This is a genomic window from Gordonia effusa NBRC 100432, assembly GCF_000241305.1.
Classification (GTDB): domain Bacteria; phylum Actinomycetota; class Actinomycetes; order Mycobacteriales; family Mycobacteriaceae; genus Gordonia; species Gordonia effusa.
In genome coordinates, this window is sequence record NZ_BAEH01000121.1 from 1 (window position 1) to 16,420 (window position 16,420).

15 protein-coding genes and 2 tRNA genes are annotated in these 16,420 nt (G+C 61.0%); 6 read left to right on the forward strand and 11 right to left on the reverse strand.

Annotated elements, in window-relative coordinates:
* The coding region (locus GOEFS_RS22690) for a DUF222 domain-containing protein (RefSeq protein ID WP_007319934.1) at nucleotides 1-1,639 on the reverse strand (1,639 nt) is incomplete at its 3' end.
* Nucleotides 1,640-1,800: 161 nt separating this feature from the next.
* Between GOEFS_RS22690 and orn the strand changes: the two genes are divergently transcribed.
* From orn to GOEFS_RS20825, 4 genes are all read left to right on the forward strand, one after another.
* Nucleotides 1,801-2,400 carry an oligoribonuclease gene (gene orn / locus GOEFS_RS20810; protein WP_040525835.1) on the forward strand — a complete coding sequence of 200 codons (600 nt, stop codon included), beginning with the start codon at nucleotides 1,801-1,803 and terminating at the stop codon, nucleotides 2,398-2,400.
* A 94-nt stretch (nucleotides 2,401-2,494) separates the two neighbouring features.
* Nucleotides 2,495-2,567: transfer RNA gene (locus GOEFS_RS20815), tRNA-His, on the forward strand.
* A gap of 407 nt (nucleotides 2,568-2,974) precedes the next feature.
* On the forward strand, nucleotides 2,975-3,154 hold the full coding sequence (locus tag GOEFS_RS23315; RefSeq protein WP_138918094.1) for a hypothetical protein: 180 nt from the start codon (nucleotides 2,975-2,977) through the stop codon (nucleotides 3,152-3,154).
* A gap of 360 nt (nucleotides 3,155-3,514) precedes the next feature.
* A complete protein-coding gene (locus GOEFS_RS20825) occupies nucleotides 3,515-4,009 on the forward strand; it encodes an MspA family porin (protein ID WP_083837384.1) in 495 nt (164 codons plus the stop codon).
* 550 nt (nucleotides 4,010-4,559) lie between these two features.
* Here the strand turns inward: GOEFS_RS20825 and GOEFS_RS23320 are convergent.
* Nucleotides 4,560-4,874, reverse strand: a complete 315-nt coding sequence (locus tag GOEFS_RS23320) for a hypothetical protein (protein WP_007319937.1) — start codon at nucleotides 4,872-4,874, stop codon at nucleotides 4,560-4,562.
* Nucleotides 4,875-5,999: 1,125 nt separating this feature from the next.
* On the opposite strand from GOEFS_RS23320, the gene zwf reads away from it, so the two are divergent.
* Nucleotides 6,000-7,532 (forward strand): glucose-6-phosphate dehydrogenase, encoded by a 1,533-nt coding sequence (gene zwf, locus GOEFS_RS20835; RefSeq protein ID WP_007319938.1) that lies wholly within the window; start codon nucleotides 6,000-6,002, stop codon nucleotides 7,530-7,532.
* A gap of 9 nt (nucleotides 7,533-7,541) precedes the next feature.
* Here zwf and GOEFS_RS20840 read toward each other — a convergent pair.
* Nucleotides 7,542-7,615 (reverse strand) — tRNA-Cys (locus GOEFS_RS20840).
* 133 nt (nucleotides 7,616-7,748) lie between these two features.
* Here GOEFS_RS20840 and GOEFS_RS20845 point away from each other — a divergent pair.
* Entirely contained in the window at nucleotides 7,749-8,003 is a 255-nt protein-coding gene (locus tag GOEFS_RS20845) for a hypothetical protein (RefSeq protein WP_040525841.1), read from the forward strand.
* 32 nt (nucleotides 8,004-8,035) lie between these two features.
* On the opposite strand, the gene GOEFS_RS20850 is transcribed toward GOEFS_RS20845, so the two are convergent.
* From GOEFS_RS20850 to GOEFS_RS20885, 8 genes are all read right to left on the reverse strand, one after another.
* Nucleotides 8,036-9,550: a glycoside hydrolase family 183 protein gene (locus GOEFS_RS20850; protein ID WP_007319939.1), complete on the reverse strand. Its 1,515-nt coding sequence runs from the start codon at nucleotides 9,548-9,550 to the stop codon at nucleotides 8,036-8,038.
* Between the two features lie 95 nt (nucleotides 9,551-9,645).
* Nucleotides 9,646-10,788: an acyl-CoA dehydrogenase family protein gene (locus GOEFS_RS20855; protein ID WP_007319940.1), complete on the reverse strand. Its 1,143-nt coding sequence runs from the start codon at nucleotides 10,786-10,788 to the stop codon at nucleotides 9,646-9,648.
* Between the two features lie 94 nt (nucleotides 10,789-10,882).
* Nucleotides 10,883-12,100, reverse strand: coding sequence for a L,D-transpeptidase (locus GOEFS_RS20860; protein ID WP_007319941.1), 1,218 nt, complete (start codon nucleotides 12,098-12,100; stop codon nucleotides 10,883-10,885).
* Nucleotides 12,101-12,234: 134 nt separating this feature from the next.
* Entirely contained in the window at nucleotides 12,235-13,305 is a 1,071-nt protein-coding gene (locus GOEFS_RS20865; protein ID WP_007319942.1) for an SLC13 family permease, read from the reverse strand.
* Nucleotides 13,306-13,680: 375 nt separating this feature from the next.
* Nucleotides 13,681-14,580, reverse strand: coding sequence for a DUF4231 domain-containing protein (locus tag GOEFS_RS20870; protein WP_007319943.1), 900 nt, complete (start codon nucleotides 14,578-14,580; stop codon nucleotides 13,681-13,683).
* Nucleotides 14,577-15,128: a TIR domain-containing protein gene (locus GOEFS_RS20875; protein WP_007319944.1), complete on the reverse strand. Its 552-nt coding sequence runs from the start codon at nucleotides 15,126-15,128 to the stop codon at nucleotides 14,577-14,579. Before GOEFS_RS20875 ends, GOEFS_RS20870 begins: the two co-directional genes overlap by 4 nt.
* 190 nt (nucleotides 15,129-15,318) lie before the next feature.
* Nucleotides 15,319-15,957, reverse strand: a complete 639-nt coding sequence (locus tag GOEFS_RS23860; RefSeq protein ID WP_007319945.1) for a hypothetical protein — start codon at nucleotides 15,955-15,957, stop codon at nucleotides 15,319-15,321.
* Nucleotides 15,958-16,018: 61 nt separating this feature from the next.
* Nucleotides 16,019-16,351 (reverse strand): hypothetical protein, encoded by a 333-nt coding sequence (locus GOEFS_RS20885; RefSeq protein ID WP_138918096.1) that lies wholly within the window; start codon nucleotides 16,349-16,351, stop codon nucleotides 16,019-16,021.
* Nucleotides 16,352-16,420: the final 69 nt, after the last annotated feature.

Below are 16,420 nucleotides of genomic sequence, written 5' to 3' on the forward strand. Positions count from 1 at the left end.
GGAATGCCGAATGAGTATTGCCCGGGATCAAGGTGTAGCAATCTCGGATGCGGACAAACATATCGAGAGACGTAGAGGGCCGATAAGGATTGGACGGTTGCGTTGACGGCAGGACGATCTGCTGAGTCACCCGGTGCCGCGTCGTTGAAGCGGATGGAGTTGTGCCGCCGAAGCTTTCGGCGCACTCGTTTTCCACGTCCTGATTTTCGGCGCACTCGTTTTCCGCGCGCTGATTCTCTGCGCACGAATTCTCGGCACTCTCGTATTCGCCATCCGAGTTCTCACCCGCGCTTTGCCGCATCTGCGCCGTCCGGATGATGCGTTGCGCGCCGTGGGTCTCGGCGGCGTCGACGGCCGGCGAGGTGTCGGTATCGGTCAACGAGGTGTCAGTATCGGTTGGCGAATTACATTCCGGCACAGTCCCGTTCAGCGTGGGCCTGTTCAGTGGAAGACTGTTCGGGGCGAGGTCATATGACGCGTCGCGGTCCAGAGCCTCAATGAAAGTTGCCAGCGCATTGTCGGGCCCCAATGGCGAAATGATCGTCGTCGGTTCGTCAATGAGGTCCTGTACGTGATCTCCCGAGATCACTCCGTGCCCTTCCACGAATCCTGGATTGCGTTCTCTTCCATCGACCGTGGCCTTGTCTGCCACCACGTGCACGACGACCTTCGTCTTTACCGGCACCAGAGCGATGTCGTCAGCCGAGTCGACTTTCGAGATCGTTGCGGTGCAAGTCTGCGCGCCGTCGCAACCGCATTCGAACGCCACCTGATTGAGCAATGCGAATACCGCGTCTGAATTGCGTTGCGACACGGTCCGTGGATCGTTGGGGCACACCGACTTCGCCAGCGCCCGCACCGATTCAATCGACAATCGGACGCGCTCGCCGGTCATGGTCGCCGCAATCAACCCCATGTCGTCGCCTTGATTTGACGTCCACACTCGCCGATCTGCTTTCGCCGCCTCTCGACGCGCCCGCACGGCGTCGGGGTGCTGGCGGAAAACGATGCGATCCGCCATGTCGCGGGCGAGGTGTATTGACCAGGCGCCGGCACCGCGATCCAATTCGGCCGCGATAGCAGAATCCACTTCTTCCAGCGCGCTGGGCGTACCGCTTTGCGCGACTGCGGCCTCAGGTGCACCTCCATCAGATTCGTCAGATCCATCGCTCTCGTCAATGATGAGATCGGTGCGCTCAATGAGCTTCGCGGCGATGTCTCGATCTATCACGCCGTCGCGCATACGTTCAGCGACCCGCGGAAGCCGCGTCATGAGATCAACAGCCTCCTGCAGCATCCCCTCGGCCCTGCCCTGGCTCACCCCGAGCGCCATTCCGATCTGACTCGCGCAGTCGACAAAAGCCTTCCGCGCGACGGCGCCGGAACGAAAATCCTGGAGCGCTCGCGTCTCCAGTTCGAGAACCCGTTCCCGGTGCATCGCGGCGAACAGTTGGTACCGGTGATAGTTGAGGTAGCCCTCGCCCCGCCAATCGTGCAGAGCACCTGCCAGCAAGTCGCCCATATCGCCGGAGGCGGGATCGGTGAGGCCTAAAGCGTCGGGATCAGTCCCCGACCACGAGGAAGGCGCCGACGATAACCAGCGGTATCCGCCGCCCCGATGCTTCCTCCGGTCTCCCATACCTTGAACATACATTCGACCTATGACAACTCTCTGGCGTCAAACTCCTTCGCGTGCGGCGTCACTTCGGACACTTCCCGACCGCGCGATAACCGCCGTCGCCGCAGAGGCCAGCGATGACAGACCAAAGCCTGTCGGCCCGATGGCCTAGTGTTGAGCGCGTGCAAGACAAACTCGTATGGATCGACTGCGAAATGACCGGTCTGGACACGGTCAACGACAAGCTGATCGAGATCGCCGCGCTGGTGACCGACAGTGACCTCAACATCCTCGGCGACGGTGTTGACATCGTCATCGGCGCATCCGACGAAGCGTTGGCGAATATGCCCGACGTCGTCAAGGAGATGCACGCGTCGTCGGGCCTCACCGATGAGGTCCGCGCGTCCACGGTGACGATCGAACAAGCGCAGGCCGAGGTATTGGCCTACATCCGCAAGCATGTCCCGACCGCTGGATCAGTTCCGTTGGCGGGCAACTCAATTGCCACCGACCGCTCGTTCATCGCGCGGGATATGCCCGAGCTCGACGCCTATTTGCACTACCGCATGGTGGATGTCAGCTCGATCAAAGAACTGTGCCGACGCTGGTTTCCCAAGATCTATTACGGCCAGCCGCAAAAGGGGCTCGCGCATCGCGCGCTCGCCGACATACGCGAGTCCATTCTTGAGCTGCGCTACTACCGTGCGGCGGTGTTCGTGGAGGCCCCGGGCCCTGACACCGACGCGCTCGCGGCCATCGTCAAGGAACTCGGACCTGCGTAAACACGCGGTCGGTAAACCGATTGGCATTCCGGCGGTGCGACCCGCTAAAGTATGAGCCTGGCTCGTGGGAAGGTTCTTCCCGACGATGCCTATGGTGGGTGTAGTTCAGTTGGTAGAGCACCAGGTTGTGATCCTGGCTGTCGCGGGTTCGAGTCCCGTCATCCACCCGACAGGTCAGAGGGCATTTTCGCCCTCTGACCTTCTTCTTTTAGATCAGGACTGCAACGCTAGGTGCCTTTCCGCGAACCGAACACTCACGGAAGAGTCCCAAACGCAACCGTTCACAGATGTAATGCCCGCGTTCGCCGCTCCCCCTGGCCCCATCGCAGATGTATCTGCAAGCACTCAAAGTTGCGAGCCTGTGATGACGCTTCTTGATTGACTAGCCAAACTGAACAGTCGCTGCCAACCTCAAGGCGGTCGGTGTAGTTGCCAGCGTGTTCCACCTTCAACCGACAGTCGCCGAGCAATCGGAATCTACTGAAATTTGTTGGGGCACTTTCGATGTGGAGTTGCTGCATACTTTCCCAGCGAACGATTGTGCCGTTGGAGGCGAAGACCTGGGTGAGTTTGGATGACGGCATCGAGACCCGGCATGTGTTTCGACGTGCAGAGTGCGTTGATGGACGCGACTGATCTGGAAGCGTTGGCGGTGGGGTTGTCGTCGGCATCGGAACTGATACAGCGCGTGGAACAAGGGCTAGCCGCATGTTCTGTAGCGCACTTGATGACTCAGGCTGACCGGTCCCGCTAGAACGAGCAAGAAGCGCCCCACCTCGAACGGCTGAGTCTTGGTGGGGCGTTTCTATCAGATTGTCGGGCATCCTGTCCGCTCCTGCTCCAGGCGAACTGAGTCGATCTTCCTCGTCGCAAAAAAGAGGACATACAAGAAGTGCAATCCGTGGTTTAATAACTCCACCGTCTGGCAATCGCACTGATATGCCTGACTACAACACACGAGGGGTTCAACATAGTGTTACGCCGGACCGGGGGGATCGCTGCCATTGCCGCAGCCGCCCTTCTTGCAACTTCAGGATCTACAGGGACCGCGACGGCTGCTCCATCATCGTTCGCTGACCGGACGGTTTCTAAGCGCACCGATGACGGGTGGGTCGTGTCGGCGTCGAAGCTGCGCGAGAAGGTGCGTTCGGTGCCGCCGTTGGATCAAAGCCCCTGGACGCGAGAGGGATATCTTTCGTTGAAGGGCACCGCTGATATTCGCGGCGCTGGCAAAACTGCGGTGAACTCGGGTGCGCTCTCAGTGGGGTTTGCTGTCGCCTGCAACACCGATGTCACCTCCGGTATCACCCTCGGAGTTACCGGTGGTCCCACCGCGCAGATGTCGATCACCTACCCACCCGCACTGGTAATCGGCGCCCAAGTCCTCCCGAATGTCTCCACCACGCTTCGTCCCGGCACCATCTCCGACGTTTCATTCGGCACGAAGATACTCGCCGCCGCGCACGCCGGAATCGAACTCGACGGTGTCCACCTGAAAGTCTCAGGATGTCTCGGACCGGTTGCCGTTAGAGCGTATGTGTCGGTCGCGATCTCAACACCGTTGAACGACAACACCATTCACGTCTACGGCAAACCACACTACCTATGAAACACAACAACGTCGGTCGTCGGCTCATTGCCGGACTCGCGTCCACTACCGCCGTCGTTCTAGCAGTTGGACTGGCGACAACGTTCTCAGCCAGCACCACCGCATCAGCAGACGCACTCTGCGACCAAATGCGCGCCCAATACGGCTCCAACTGGCCGTGTATCAGCGTTCCGACATATACACCTCCACCAACTCAAAACACGCCGCCCCCGGCAACAACCGGAAATGGCGGCTCAGTGGCGGTCCGAACATCGGCGCCAACCCTGGACCAGGGCCCGGCGAAGGCAACGGAACACCCATCGTGCGCGTTCCGCACCAGCCAACCTACCTACCCCATACACCGAGGGCTCAGATCGGGCCTCAATTGCCCACGCCCTCCGGCTCCAGCGAAGCGCCGACCCCAACCAAATACAGCGATCTCGATGAATACATGCGGACAAATCGAATAGCCAAATCGTCGCCCACACTGAGTAATGAATACGCAACTTTGAAGTCACAACATTAGAAGTTCAAAATCGGCACCGCCGGAAAAGGGACCTACACCGACAGACTAAGCAAGACGATAGTAATCGACGCCGATAGTTTGAATGGAAACCCAGATGATCTTGCGCGCCCGCTCGCACACGAAATGGGCCACGCGCTCGATAATACATCCGTAAGATCGGTAGATGACCAGCTCACAGGCGAAGGGCACGCTGTACTTAATGAAATGAAAGTTCGCGATGACGTATTGCAGGCGACCGGGAAAGATCTCGGATACACTATGTCCGATAGCGGCGAAGATTCCGCTGCCTTGGATAAACTCTATAAAGAATGGCAAGGCGGTCGGCGGAGCCAGCAGGACGCGGCTTACGAGATCGGCCAACGTGTGGCGAAACTCCGACCCTCGACATGCCCTCAAATCAACTACCGCGAGTATTATTCGAAAGGGTGTCCGTAATATGGGCGTATTATTTTCCAAGTCTTCGGTCACTGCTGCAGCGACAGTGGTGGCAATGCTATGCGCTGGAGCCTGCAGTGCTGACGCATCTCCGACCAATTCCCCGTCAACGAGCAAAGGCACTCAAGCTGGTGCACCCGTCTGGCGACTAATCGCTGAGCTCGCGGATGACGCACCACACACCGCGCGGGGGGTGGCAGCGCGAACAGGAGCTGGACTCAAAACATATCCAGCCGATTCAAGTCGGAACGAGTTCGAAGGATCTGTAACATCCCCGCAGGGCGTTCATATCAACGAAGTTCTTGTCATCATCGACACTGAAAGCCAAAAATGGTCCTACAGCTTTGTGCGATTCAATCTCCCAAGCTGCATTGGTATTGAAGAGGCAAACGCTCAGTATGCCGGTATAGACAAGGCGCCAAGGAAAATCATGGACACATCATCCGATCCGACATATATACGTTCATTGAGAGTCAGGCCTAATGTCCAGCTTTCGCTAGGTTTCGGCACTCGGGACAATTGCCTTAGGTCCGTGGTTATCGAGCCAATATCCTGAGCAAAGAAAGTTCCTCAATGCTGGATACCGCCTCAGATAATTTTCAGTCTGGGCACCCGTTGGCGCCTCCATGAGCAACCATGACCGCACTAGCTGCCAACTTGGGCAGAGAGCCATCATGTCTGCCGCAACAGGAAGGTTGCAGTCAACTTGCTTTGGAAAGTGCATTGGAGCAAGCCAACAACTAAATATTTCCCGTCACGGAATTTCTGGTTGTGATCCTGGCTGTCGCGGGTTCGAGTCCCGTCATCCACCCCGAGAAATCAGTGCCCTCACTTGCCCGTGCAGGTGAGGGCACTGTCCTTTCAGGCGCCCCGTGAAAATCGTCCGAATAGGTGGTCGGCGAGGGCACATTGCCCTTGCTGGGCACCTATTCGGACGATTTTCACCGGCGCCGGGGCCAGCGGCCCGGGCACCGGTTCTAGCCCGCCACGACCCGTCCAAGGTCATCGAACCGAGCAGCGCATACGCCAGCGGAATGGCACCATGGCACGGTGACGTCGACAACTAACTCCACCCCACCCGACGCTGAGGACGCATCGCGCGAACCTCAAACCATTGCCTATCCGAGTCCAGCGGCGCAGGGCCATCGATCAGAAATCCACGGTCAACCGCACGTCGTCGTGCTGTTCGGAGCCACTGGCGACCTCGCCCGACGCAAATTGCTCTGCGGCCTTGGACATCTCGCGGTCTTGAAACTCACCGCGGATATTCGCGTAGTCGGTACCAGCCTCGACGACATGGACGACGAGAAGTTCCGGGCCTTCGCGCGGGAATCAATCGCCACCGTCGGTGCCCGCAAGATGACCGACGACGAATGGGCACAGTTCGCGCCGATGCTGCATTTCGTCCCGACGTCGGCGGGCCCGGAGGCCTTGGCCGCCAAGGTCGCTGAATGCGAGGCCGAACTGCCGGGCACACCACGTCGGCTGCACTACTTGAGCGTCCCGCCCAAGGCCGCGACGGCTGTCATCGACACATTGGTCCAGGCCAACCTCATCGAGCGGTCCCGGGTAGTCATGGAGAAGCCATTCGGCGTGGATCTTAATTCGGCGATCGCCCTCAACGCCGAACTGCACGAAGCATTCCACGAAAGCCAGATCTTCCGCATCGACCATTTCCTCGGCAAAGAGGCCGCACAGAACATCCTCGCGTTCCGGTTTGCCAATGGGCTTTTCGAGCCGATCTGGAATAGAAACTTCATCGATCATGTGCAGATCGACATTCCCGAAGAACTCGGCCTCGATGCCCGCGCGGCCTTCTACGAGCCGACCGGCGCATACAAGGATATGGTGGTCACCCACCTCTTTCAGGTATTGGCGTTCGTCGCGATGGAACCGCCGACAGCCCTTGAGCCTCGGGCGATTTCAGAAGAAAAGAACAAAGTCTTCCGCTCGCTCGAACCGATCGAGCCGAGCAACGTCGTGCGCGGTCAATACGCCGGATACCGACAGGAAGCCGGCGTCGATCCCGAGTCCGACACCGAAACCTTCATCGCCCTGCGCGCCCACATCGACAATTGGCGATGGGCCGGTGTCCCGTTCTATCTGCGCACCGGAAAACGGATGGCCGAGGGCAAACGCATCATCTCGATCGCGTTCAAAGAGGCACCAAAGTCGATGTTCCCGACCGGCTCGGGTATCGGCGCGCAAGGCCCCGACCACCTGACCTTCGACCTCGCCGACGAGTCGCGAGTCTCGCTGTCCTTCTACGGCAAACGACCAGGCCCGGGCATGCGTCTCGACAAATTGTCGATGCAATTCTCGACCGAGGAGACCGACCGCGCCGACGACGTACTCGAGGCCTATGAACGACTCATCCTGGACGCGATGAACGGCGATCACACGCTCTTCAACACCGCCGAAGGCATCGAATCATTGTGGGAACGTTCGATTCCCCTGCTGGAGAATCCGCCACTGGTGAAGCCGTATGCTCCGGGCTCGTGGGGGCCCAATCAGATTCATCAACTCATCGCACCGCATGCGTGGCGCCTCCCATTCGAAAGAGGTTGGCGCAGTAACGAATAGCGTGACCATTGGAGCGAGTGACGGGATTCGAACCCGTGTAAACGGTTTTGCAGACCGGTGCCTGACCACTCAGCCACACCCGCGGAAGTGCCACCAGACTGCTAGATAGTCGCGGCATCGACAAGGGTTGAAATCAGCGCCGCGCTAAACGGGCATGATCTGCAGAACTGCGCGGAAGTTCCGACAGGCCCTCGACATGCGCGTACCTTGGATTACATGCCCGCCAAATCATCGGGACTGATACTCCTTGCCGCTGTCTGCGCGTCGGCTGTTGCTCCCGCTGGCGTGGCGGCCGCTCAGCAGCCCGTAGCCACCTCTCGATACCTAGCGGCCGGGCAGCCGTCCATCGGCGACCCATGTAGCGGCGCCGAGACGGGACGACGTACTACAGACGCTGCGGGCCGCGCCATCATCTGCTACAAGTACCGCTGGTCACTCGACGTCGGCCAGCGCGCTACGCTCGCGCTTTAACCAATATCGTTGCGCGTCAACCGCATTCGAATTCAGTAATCCACTCGCGCGCGCATCAGCGAGACGTTGTAGTCGGTCCACGTGGACATCGTGAAGTAGAGATCATTGCCAGTCGACCACGGATGTAAGAATCCGCCGTATAGCTGCGGATAACGCCCGGAGTTCACCATCGGCGCGGCTTCCGACCAGGCCCCCTGCGGCGATTTCGACGTGCGTAACACGATCGAACCGCGCAAAGAGTCGAGATAACTGAGTTCCCAGCGAGCGGCTTTTTCGTCGTAGCGTGCCGACAATTCGCCGGTGGGACCGGCGAGGAGGACCGACGCCGCATTGCCGTCGCGAGCTGGAATCCAACGGCCATCGCGCCAGTACTGATAAGCGGTCTTGTTGAGTACTTGATCCTTCGGGACTCGTGCGAGGCCGATAGAGCCGATCCGCGAATTGGGCGTACCGAACATGTAGACGTAGTCACCCTGCGGGACCATGCTCGATACCTGGAACTGCGAAGTGCCAAAGATGTTGTCCCAGCGGGCATATGGGTCACGCGTCCACGTGGAGCCGCCATCGTCGGAATAGGCAAGGCCGCCATAGTTGGTCAACCACACCCCCGGAATCGGTCCCCAGGTCCGTACCGACATATACGTCATGTACTGGCGGTCACCGATGGCGAAACCCGACGTCGGGATGGTGGTCATCTCGTAGTAGTTGACGTGGCGCGAACTGAGCACCTGAACTGCGTGGCACCGACTGTCCTGGATCATCGTGTCGATCGCGAGGCCCTTGTGCAGGTCCTTGGCCTTGGTCGACGAGAAGCCGAGGATGTTGCTGCGCCAATCGCGCCCGTTGGCGCCCGGCGGCTTGAAACCCTTACCGAAGCTGTCGCCGAATGCGATGGCGACTTGGCCCGGCTTTGACTCCCACATGATGCCGAGGTCGGTGCCTTGCACCTGCCAGCGCTTGTCGGTGCGACTAGTCGACCCCTTACCCGTGACAGTCGACACCCAGCGCACCTTGCCGATCCGCGGTGTCGCGGGCTTGCTGGTCAGCGGAGCGGCATCGACTCCAGGCCGGACCGCTGCCGGCGGCTTCGGTTTGGCCGGTGGACTGGGATTGGGAACGACGATGGGAATGTTGATCGGATTGAGGTCGAATCCGATCTTGGGAAATTGAATGGACAGACTGCCGTTGCCGTCGGTCGCCTTCTTGGGCTTCGGCGGGTCGGTGATATCCGGGCACGGATCATGGCAGATATTCTTCGGCGCCGGTTCCGATTTGATGCGGGTGATTTTTTCCTTGGGCGCTGGCTCGGGCACCGGAATGATCTTGGGATATGGCAGCGGAATGCCAATCCGATCGGGCAGTTTTGGAATCAGATCTTGGGGTGTAGTCGGCCGTGGCTTGGGCTTCGGCGGGAGGTCGTTCTCGCAGCCTGAACTAGGTAAATAGTTGGCCGGCACGGCCTGCGCGTTGCCCAGTGGCGTCAACCCCGCACCGACGATAGCCGCTGACAGCGCCGATGCGGCGAGAATGCCCGCGCGTGCGCGCATGTAGAAGGCCTTTCGTCCGGGTCGGTGGTCGATGCCGCAACCAAGGTGGCAACACACTGGCAGAGAACTTACCACCGACCCGGACCAAGACAGCGCTACAGCGAGCGAGCGATGATTTCCTTCATGATTTCGTTAGTTCCCGCGTAGATCTTCTGCACGCGGTTGTCGGCCCACATGCGGGCGATCGGGTATTCGTTCATGTAGCCATAGCCGCCGAAAAGCTGCAGACATTCGTCCGCCACTGCCATCGCACGGTCACTGACCCACCACTTGGCCATCGCGACCGTCGGAATGTCGAGTTCGCCCTTGATGTGCTTCGAGATGCAGTCGTCGACAAAAACACGGGCGACCTTGGTCTCCGTTGCTGCCTCGGCGAGTTTGAACTTGGTGTTCTGGAAGCCGAAGATCGGCCGTCCGAAGGCGGTGCGTTCCTTGGTGTATTCCAAGGTCAATTCCACGGCGGCTTCCATACCGGCGACCGAGGTAACCGCGATGATCAACCGTTCCTGCGGAAGTTGCTGCATGAGCTGGATGAAGCCCTGACCTTCTTCGGTCCCCAGCAGATTCGACGTCGGGACGCGCACCCCGTCGAAGAACAGCTCGGAGGTGTCCTGACCGCGCTGCCCGATCTTGTCGAGTACGCGGCCGCGGCGGAAACCTTCGCGGTCGGCTTCAACGAGAATGAGCGAGATACCCTTAGCCCCTTCGGACACATCGGTTTTCGCGACGACGATGATCAGATCGGCCTGCTGCCCATTCGTGATGAATGTCTTGGAACCGTCGATGACGTAGTCATCACCATCGCGGATCGCCTTGGTTTTGACGGCCTGCAGGTCTGACCCGGTGCCCGGTTCAGTCATCGCGATCGCGCCGACGACCTCGCCCGATGCCATCTTGGGCAGCCACTTCTTCTTCTGCTCTTCGGACCCGTAGGCCAGCAAGTAGTGCGCGATGATTCCGTTGTGCAGGGTGACGCCCCACGAAGAGTCGGCGACGCGAGCCTGCTCTTCCATCAACACGGCTTCGTGTGCGAATGTGCCACCGCCGCCACCATATTCCTCGGGAATCGACATGCAGAGCAGGCCGACCTCGCCAGCCTTATTCCACAGGTCGCGGTCGACGTGATGCTGCTCGCGGAACTTCTCGCTGTTCGGCGCCAGCTCTTTCTCGCAGAACGCGCGAGCCATCTCCCGCAATGCGGTGAGTTCTTCTGTCTCCCAGGGGGATACCACAGCCATGTCTATCGAACACTTTCCTTCGACGGGTTGCTAACACCGGCGATCGTATCATTGCTCGATGTCAAGGTCGTCGTCGGCCAGCTGCCGGTCGTGGCTACGCGTTGCCTTTCGACCACACCGACCACGGCACATTCCAATCGCCCAGTCCGTCCGTTCCGGGGAGCCGGCCACCGACGGTGTGACGCACCTCTACCGGATCGCCGCGCAGGGTGGTGTTCATTACCCACAGGGCATTGTCTGGACTGAGATTCAGACAGCCGTGGCTCGTATTGGTGTTGCCTTGGGCCCACACCGACCATGGTGCCGAATGGAAATAGATGCCGCTGTAAGACATCTGTGTGGCATAGTCCACGGGCGTTCGATAACCATCGGCTGAGGTGACCGGCACACCGTATGTTGACGAGTCCATGACCAGCATCGAATGCTTGTCGCCGACCAGGTAGACCCCGTTGTCGGTGGGCGTAGCGTCCTTGCCCATCGAGGTTGGCATTTTGCGGATCACCTTGCCGTCTCGACGGAACACGACCTGCTTGGTCTTGTCGTCGGCAGTGATGATCATCGAGCGGCCGATCTTGAACGACGAGCGCAGATTCTCCTGCCCGAATAGGCCGCCGCCGAGGTCGATGCCGTAGGTGTTAACCGCGACGTCGACTTTGGTGCCGGTCTTCCAGTATTCCTTGGGCCGCCACCGTACTTCTTGGTCGCTGATCCAGTAGAACGCGCCCTCGACCGCAGGTGTCGTGGTCACCTTGATCGCCGCCTGGGCGGCCTTCTTGTTAGTGATCGGTTCGTCGAATTTCACCGCGACCGGCTGGCCCACGCCGACGGTCTCGCCGTTGCGCGGTACCAGGTACGCCTGAGTGAGATTCTGCGGAGCTCGCGTCGTAAACGACACGTTGCTCATACTCTCGCCGCCAACTCCGGCAGCCTTCGCGTTGACCGTATAGCGCCGGTTGTATCCGAATGGCTCCGCGCTGGTCCAGGTGGTGCCGTCGGCGCTCAGCTCACCTTTGAGGGGCGAGCCGTCGGCTTTGTTGATGGTGACCGAGGTGAGCGATCCACCGCCCGCCTTCACTGTGATCGGGGCGCCGGGCTGAATACCGATGGCGTCGTCGACCAGTGGCTTGTTTGCCCACTCGGTGACCGCCAACGTCGGCTTGAGCATGTCGTCGAAGCGCGCAGAACTGCCGACCTGGTCACTGTAGGTCGCTTCCTTGGTGCACGACGTCAGGCTGCCCACCAGACCGACCAACACAATGGCACTGAGTACCGGCACCAACCGTCGCCTCAATCCGGCACGACCATTCACCATGAATTTTTCCTGCTTCCGTCGCCAACCAACCGCGATATCACCGTGTGCGACGCGGGGCATTCCCACCCGCGCGCAAGAGTAACGTAAGTGTAAAGGAATACCTGGCGGGGCCGCATCATTCGCACGTCAGACAACTAGGTCGTACACCACAACACCGTGGTAGCGACCACGACAGCGACCAACGCGACCACCATCCCCTGCCCGACGAAACGTCCGACGCCGATATAGACCCCAGCCCGTGCACAACGCTGACGCCACAGAATCGTTGCCAGCGATCCCCAGATCGTCACGATCGGTCCGACATTCACTCCGATCAGCAACGCCATCAACCGCACCGGCGAGTCGGCGGCCGCCGACTCCAGTGCCAGATAGGCCGGCAAGTTGTTCACCACGTTCGCTGATGCCGCCCCGACTCCGGAAAGTCGCAGCAAGGCTCCCAGCCCATCTCCACCGCCAGCGGCCGACAACACCAGATCACCCAGCACGCCATCGGTGAGCACCCGCATCAAAGCCAGCAGTGCCGCCACCGCGATCGCCATATGCCATGGCACCGCGATGCGGCGTATTTGCTCGCGGTCGCGTACCCATAACGCGATCAGCAGGATCAGCGCCGCGGCAACCGCTGGAATCGCCGGCATCAGGCCGGATATGAACGCGGGTACCAGCGCGATACATACCGCGCACGCCACCGCGAATAGGACATGATCGCGTGGGAATTCGACGTCGAGATGCCGCTCGTAGCGCCCGCGCAATTGCCGACGGTAGAGCAGCGCCGCCGCCACGATCGTGATTCCGATGGCGGCGAGCGCCGGTCGCCAGGACAGCGCGAGATAACTCTGGTCGCCAAAATGATGCAGCGCCAACAGATTTGACAGATTCGACACCGGCAGCAGCAGCGACGCCGTATTGGCGAGCCAGACGGTGACCATCGCGAACGGAAGTGCCGGCATCTTGGCCTGCCGTGCCATCGCAAGCACGACCGGCGTCACGAGCACGGCCGTGGTGTCGAGGCTCAGGACGGCGGTCGACGTTGTCGCGAGTATCACGACCAAGAACCACAGTGCCCATACTCGCCCCCGGCCCCACCTCGCCGCTAACCGAGCTGCAGCGTCGAAGACTCCCGCATGCTGGCATATCTCAGCGACCACCGTGATGGCGAGCAGGAAGACGAGTACCGGAGCGACCTGCGCTACAAAGGATTCCACCGCTGCTCCACTGGCACAGGATAGGCACAGGTCGGCGCGAGCGGCCGAGCGCATCCCACTGAGAACCGCACCACAGTTACCTGCCGAGGACACGACGCCCCCCCCGAAGGGAGCAAACGGTTCGGTTCTCAGCAGCGGTAAAGCAAAACCTCCGCCCGGACAATCCGGACGGAGGTTGCTGGTGCGCCATAAGGGACTTGAACCCCGAACCCGCTGATTATGCCCAACACAAGCAGTGAATCTGCTGGTGGCAAACGTGTATCGACTGGTCAGAGCGTCCCCAACGGTTCGAAGGCGAGCCCTAGTCGTCCCTGGGCATACCCGCGTCGTCCTGCTATTAGAGGGTCGATTAGAGGGTTCCTTTTCGCTTCTGGTTCAGGAGCCACTTCCATACGGTCGAATGCTAGTTCTGGATGCCAGCCACGTGGTGTGCTCCCGGCTGATCGCCTCCTCCGCGTCGGCCACGACGAATGCCCAGCGTTCCTCTTCAACCGAGCGAAGCCGATTCGCCTGGATTCCCAGTTCTGCCGTTGCCACCGAGTACGCAGATGCCAACGGTGCGAACTGCTTCACCGCGACCCACGCGGCGCCGGCCCCAATGAACGCGGCGAACAGGCCCGCGAAGTCAATCTGCCAGTTCCCGAACAGCTTGCCCAACGCGAGCATCACCGCCGTGACCTCTGCCAGCACTAGGACAACGCGCCAGATCTGACCGCGCTTGCGATTGAATTCCGCTTTCCTGGCGTACCACTTCTTCTGATCTATGGTGCGCCCGTCCACATAGGCGTCGCGGCGCACTGGGAACGCCGCCGTGCGCAACTCATCCATGCGCTGGGTGACGATGACATCTGATGTTTTGAAGACGACGACGTCGGACACCTCGCGTGTGATATCCGACAGTCGCCGACGGAGTAGGTCGTGGGCGTCGGCGCGCGGCATGTCTGACGGGAACGGATCGGCTCCGATCGCATACCGCCAGGCGAGCGTCTTCGCCGACTCGGCAACCGCTCGCCCGTCGTACCACTTCTGCTCGGGCTTGCACAGCGCCGCAGTGACCTCGCAGCCGAGCGCCACGGAGAAGCCGATAAGGATCATCACGGCCGCGAGGTCGACGCGGCCGAATTGCCACGTCAGTGCGCCGCCAAGCGCAGCGAACACACCGCCGCCGACTTTCGCCCTAGTCAGGCGCAACGTGAGATTCTGGGCGCTCAGTGACGAAGTATCTGCGTCCCGCCACACTCCAGGAAGGTCCGCGTCGGCGAGCCCTGCGGTCATGCGTTTCGCAACCGCAGGGCGCGGGTGTTGTCGCGCAGACCAGCGCGCGACGTCCGGGCGTCGTACGCGATCTCGATCAGTTGGGCGAGGCTCTCGGTGCTCGTTGGGTACTGCCACCAGCGCGCGTATCCATCCCGCCCTTCCGCACCCGCGACGTTGTCATCGACTCGCGCCGGTAGCTTCTTGTCGTAGTAGTCAGCGGCAGACGGGAGCGTGATCGCCATCAATCCGCTGGCCGTCGCAGTCGAGGTGTTGCGGAGGGAGGCGGCGATCTCCCAGTCCACAAACTTGCGTCCCCACGTGTTGCGGCCTACCAGGACAATCGTGACGGTCGTATCGCGGAGGTACTTCTCGCGAATCTTCGACTTGATGTAGTCCTCGATTGTACTGTTGATGATGTCGCCGGACATGCTCGCGCCGATCCCTCGGGCTATCAGCACGTCGTTGCTGTGATCGAAGGTCTCGATGAAGTCCTGGACCTCCGACTCATCGTCGTGGTGATAAGAGATGAAACACTTCCGTCGAGTCTTCGTCGCGAGCAAGGACATATCTACTACTCCTGGGGATTCGAATGCGATGGCGATGCGCCACTCCGAACCCTAGCGAGACATCCTGACAGGGCGCCCCTAGATCACAACTTTGTCCCCCGGACAGCCTAGACCGCCCGTAGCCGGCGCTCCTTGGCGGCGGCGACCATCGGCGAGAGGTCGATCTCCGCGGCGACGTAGTGGCTCTGGTTCACTCGGTGTGGCCGAACCATTCTGCTCGGACGTGTGCCGGCAGATGATAGTAGAGAGTGTTCGCGGTCAGCGTCACGCGCTGGCCGAGGATGTCGGCGGTGCCACCGGTGGCGGTCGGCGTCAGCATGTACGTCTGACCCAGGACGCTGATCGAGTTCCCGTCGACGCTGACCGGCAGCACCACGTAGCCGGTCACGGCGTCGGCGTGCTTGATCGCGGTATTGCCCCGGTAGCGGCCGTCGGCGACTCCGCCTGCGGTGTCGGCGCTGGCCGTGCCGGCCCCGACGATGCCTGCGGCGCTGATCGCCTCGCCGGTGGTCAGTCGGTGTTCCTCGACGGCGGCCTCGACCTGGCCGGCGTTGGCCCGGTAGGCGCGACCGCACCGGCCCGCCACGACGTCGGTCAGCACCACACGGGTGCCGACCGGCAGGTCGACGCCGACCATCGACAGCGCTGCGAGGGCGACGTCCTGCGCCTGCCCAGGCGAATACAGGTAGTCGTGGTCCTCGGGGGTGAGCGCGTTGGCGGCGTTGTGCTGGTCAGCGGCCTCGGCGCGGCTGAGGCCGCGGGCGCCGGGTGCCAATCGGCCCTGGCGGATCTGTCGTTCGACCCAAGGATCGACGAGCGTGGTGGTCATGACGGCCCCTCCCTCGGTGTGGTGTTCGAGGTGGCGGTCGTCGACGGCTTCGCCGTCGCAACTACCCGTAGGAATCGACTCTCAGGCCCACCAGGTGCGCGAAAGGCGCAGGAGCACTGAGGATCTCGACCTCGTACGCAGCAGGAACGTCGGCGTACTCAGGCCCCTCACCCGTGTACTCGTACAGGTGGTCGTAGCACCAGTCGTAGACGTCTTCGTGATCCCGCGGCGCGGGAGCGGCGACGTCGTAGAGGTGCTCGAAGGCCGTTTCTGGGTACGAGTTCGTGACCTTGAGCTGCATGGCGATCTCGGCCATGGCAGCGCGGGCAAGCATCTCGGCCAGGGCGGCGGCGGTAACCGGGGTGAACGACAGGGTCTCGCCGTTGTCTGCCATCACGCTGACGATGGGCTCTGCGCCGCCGGTTGAGTCAATGTTGCGGAGGCTCACGGCCCGCGTGGGATA

Excerpts from the sequence above, each read along its gene's own strand:
- GOEFS_RS23315 (WP_138918094.1), top strand. The coding sequence starts at position 2,975 with ATGACGGCATCGAGACCCGGCATGTGTTTCGACGTGCAGAGTGCGTTG.
- GOEFS_RS20855 (WP_007319940.1), bottom strand. The coding sequence starts at position 10,788 with ATGGCTGTGGTATCCCCCTGGGAGACAGAAGAACTCACCGCATTGCGG.
- GOEFS_RS23860 (WP_007319945.1), bottom strand. The coding sequence starts at position 15,957 with ATGACCACCACGCTCGTCGATCCTTGGGTCGAACGACAGATCCGCCAG.
- GOEFS_RS20860 (WP_007319941.1), bottom strand. The coding sequence starts at position 12,100 with ATGGTGAATGGTCGTGCCGGATTGAGGCGACGGTTGGTGCCGGTACTC.
- GOEFS_RS20850 (WP_007319939.1), bottom strand. The coding sequence starts at position 9,550 with ATGCGCGCACGCGCGGGCATTCTCGCCGCATCGGCGCTGTCAGCGGCT.
- GOEFS_RS20885 (WP_138918096.1), bottom strand. The coding sequence starts at position 16,351 with ATGGCAGACAACGGCGAGACCCTGTCGTTCACCCCGGTTACCGCCGCC.
- GOEFS_RS20875 (WP_007319944.1), bottom strand. The coding sequence starts at position 15,128 with ATGTCCTTGCTCGCGACGAAGACTCGACGGAAGTGTTTCATCTCTTAT.
- GOEFS_RS20845 (WP_040525841.1), top strand. The coding sequence starts at position 7,749 with ATGCCCGCCAAATCATCGGGACTGATACTCCTTGCCGCTGTCTGCGCG.
- GOEFS_RS20870 (WP_007319943.1), bottom strand. The coding sequence starts at position 14,580 with ATGACCGCAGGGCTCGCCGACGCGGACCTTCCTGGAGTGTGGCGGGAC.